The organism is Flavobacterium sp. HJJ, from assembly GCF_015351475.1.
In the GTDB taxonomy this organism is placed as follows: Bacteria; Bacteroidota; Bacteroidia; order Flavobacteriales; family Flavobacteriaceae; genus Flavobacterium; species Flavobacterium marginilacus.
Genome location: NZ_JADKPR010000055.1, coordinates 1 through 2,629, shown reverse-complemented (window position 1 = coordinate 2,629; position 2,629 = coordinate 1). Strand labels below are relative to the sequence as shown.

4 protein-coding genes are annotated in these 2,629 nt (G+C 30.1%); 2 read left to right on the top strand and 2 right to left on the bottom strand.

Going from position 1 to position 2,629, the window contains the following annotated elements; all coding sequences use genetic code 11:
• Positions 1 to 140: 140 nt before the first annotated feature.
• Positions 141 to 800: a hypothetical protein gene (locus IRZ80_RS20660; RefSeq protein WP_194644238.1), complete on the bottom strand. Its 660-nt coding sequence runs from the start codon at positions 798 to 800 to the stop codon at positions 141 to 143.
• A gap of 365 nt (positions 801 to 1,165) precedes the next feature.
• On the opposite strand from IRZ80_RS20660, the gene IRZ80_RS20655 reads away from it, so the two are divergent.
• Together IRZ80_RS20655 and IRZ80_RS20650 are read left to right on the top strand one after the other, a co-directional pair.
• A complete protein-coding gene (locus tag IRZ80_RS20655) occupies positions 1,166 to 1,384 on the top strand; it encodes a hypothetical protein (RefSeq protein ID WP_194644236.1) in 219 nt (72 codons plus the stop codon).
• An 868-nt stretch (positions 1,385 to 2,252) separates the two neighbouring features.
• Complete coding sequence (locus IRZ80_RS20650) at positions 2,253 to 2,408, top strand: YegP family protein (protein ID WP_194644234.1); 156 nt, start codon at positions 2,253 to 2,255, stop codon at positions 2,406 to 2,408.
• Here IRZ80_RS20650 and IRZ80_RS20645 read toward each other — a convergent pair.
• On the bottom strand, positions 2,391 to 2,567 hold the full coding sequence (locus IRZ80_RS20645; RefSeq protein WP_194644232.1) for a hypothetical protein: 177 nt from the start codon (positions 2,565 to 2,567) through the stop codon (positions 2,391 to 2,393). The genes IRZ80_RS20650 and IRZ80_RS20645 overlap by 18 nt on opposite strands.
• Between the last annotated feature and the right edge of the window lie 62 nt (positions 2,568 to 2,629).

Sequence of the window (2,629 nt, the reverse complement as noted above, 5' to 3'; positions counted from 1 at the left end):
TAACGTTCCCTTGCTACAAGAGGTTTGGGGTTAAATTAAGCCTTATTTTCGGATTTGCCTAAACTTCCCAAATACAAGACCATTTTTAAATTAAGCCAATTGCCCAAATCTCTTGTAGCAAGTGTTGTATGCAGTTGCTTCTATTTAGTTCTTTCTGCGGTAAACTTTTCTGCGATTATAAATGGTTGATTCAGATTAAAATCATTTGGGCTTACATCTTCATTTCCAAATATTAAAATTTTTGACTTTGGTTTGTCGGCGAAACCTTTATCTTCATCTATAATTTCATTATTTATTTGAAAATTTAATTTATGTTTTTCACATATTTTACGAATAGGATTTTCCAAAGATTTTGGAATACAGATTGTTCTCTTGGAGTATTTCTCATAGTATTCCTCATTATTCCAAAAATATTCTTTTACGGGAATCCAATTTCCCGTTTCTTTTTCCAAAACATTAGTAATGTCGCCAATAAATTCACTTACGTTTTCTGGTTTGCCTTTAATTTCACATTCGAGTTCATTTTCATGAAAAATTAGTAATAATGGATGTTTGTCCAAGATTTTCATTTTAACATATGGCAAAGTTAAACTCCAAAAAAAGCCATCAAATTTTTCAGTATTACTACAAGTCAATTTCCATTCTTCATATTCAACTGGAATATCATAGCTATTCTGATTAATTGAAAGTATCATTTCAAAAGTATTATCTGAAGTTCGAAAACTATATGATTCAACTTTCAAATCACAATCGTTATAAAACTTTTTGTCGTTGGTTTTTTGTATAAGTTCTTCTATCATAGTGGTTTCTTTGCAATTGCATACAACGTTCCCTTGCTACAAGAGGTTTGGGATTAAAAATGCGTAATCTTTCGGATTTGCCTAAACATCCCAAATACAAGACCATTTTTAAATTAAGCCAAATGCCCAAATCGCTTGTAGCAAGTGTTATGTGACGGCTATTTACGTGTGTTTATTTCCGCGAAATTTCATTCCATTTTACGCATCCAACTTTCAAGTTTCCAACTTTCAAGTTTCCATATTTCAATTTTCTATTCGGATTTAAATCTAATGAAATATTTAATAATAAATATAATTTATTGTTAATTATATTTTAATAAATTATTTCTATATTTGTATTAATTATTAACACAAAAAAATAGATTATGATAGAGTATATTTTTCAATCCAATTCAAATAGTGCAACAAAAAAAATCGCTGAACATATAAAGGAATTTACTCCGAAAATTAATTTTGTATTAGAAGACGGATATTTTGGTTTAGCTATAAATTGCAATTTCGAAAGTCAAAATGATAAAGATTCTTTTATTCAAACGTTAGTTAACTCTCTTAACATTTCTGAAGACGGAAGTTATTTATCATAATTAGGCCAACTTTCAAATTTTAGAGTTTCAGTTCTAAATTGCGATTCCAACCAAGTCTGAAATTAAAAAGCGTTAATTGTTTTTTTAATATTTATAATGTTGAATTCAGCGTCGTTTTTTCTGTAGCTGTCACATAACGTCTTGCTACTAGGCGATGTAGCGGGTTGATATTCAGTGTTTTATCTGTTTTGCGCCAAATTTAACAGATACAAAATTATTTTTAAATTAAGCCTAAAACCGCTATATTGCTTAGTAGCTGTTGTACGACGGCTATGTTTGTTTTTTGAAATTGTGTTTGTTGTGCGGAAAATAATTGTTAAATTTCTTGTGAGTATAAAGAAAGTTTAATATTTTTGCAACTTGTGTGGTTTAAATATAAATAAAGGCTATACTTGTCTCGTAAACAGTAGCCTTAATTCTTGTTGCTCTATTATCAGTTTACTTCCGATTAGTAAGTCTGAATGCTTTTTGTTCTTTGAACTCTATGTAGTTTAGATTCGCAGTCTAAACAATCTAACTGTCTAATTCTTAATTCTATTTACTTTGAGAAAACTTGTATGTTTTTGGAGTTTTATCCATTGGAGAAGTAAAAAAGAAGTTAAATTAAGTAAACCATTTTGTTTCTACTGTAATAAGTAGTTAGGCTAACTTTAGTTAAACTTTGGTACACAGGTCTGTCAAAGATGCTGTTGATGTTAAACAAAGCTCTCGATTATCGGTAGGGAGTTTTTGTATTTTTTGATTTAACAACACTGCAAATGTACGTTAAAACGTCCATCAATTACAATACTTAAATGCAATTTATAATCATTCTAAATAACAAACACAATTTCAAAGGACTTAATTTAACCTTTTAATATAATAACAAATGACAAAGTACAGATTAGAAGTCTATCCAGACACAGCAGGAAAATGGCGTTGGAGAGCAGTATCTCCTAATGGTAAAATTTTAGGTTCCTCAGGACAAGGCTTTGCTTCAAAACAAAGTGCTCAAAGAAACGCAGGTCTAAACGGTTTCAACTAGTTCTCCCTCTCTTTCGCAGTCAGTACAATCAGGAGGAATATGTCCAACAACTGTTTCTCCTTTTTGTTTTGCTAGCTTTTCTGCTTCCTCTAAAGTTTCTGCAAATATGTGTCCAGCACATATTCCATCTTCTTTTTCATATTCTGTTAGATATTTCATCTTCTATTTGGTATTTTTAGTAGTTGTCTTTCAGCGTTCCTTTTGTTTTTTAGCTGTCGTAC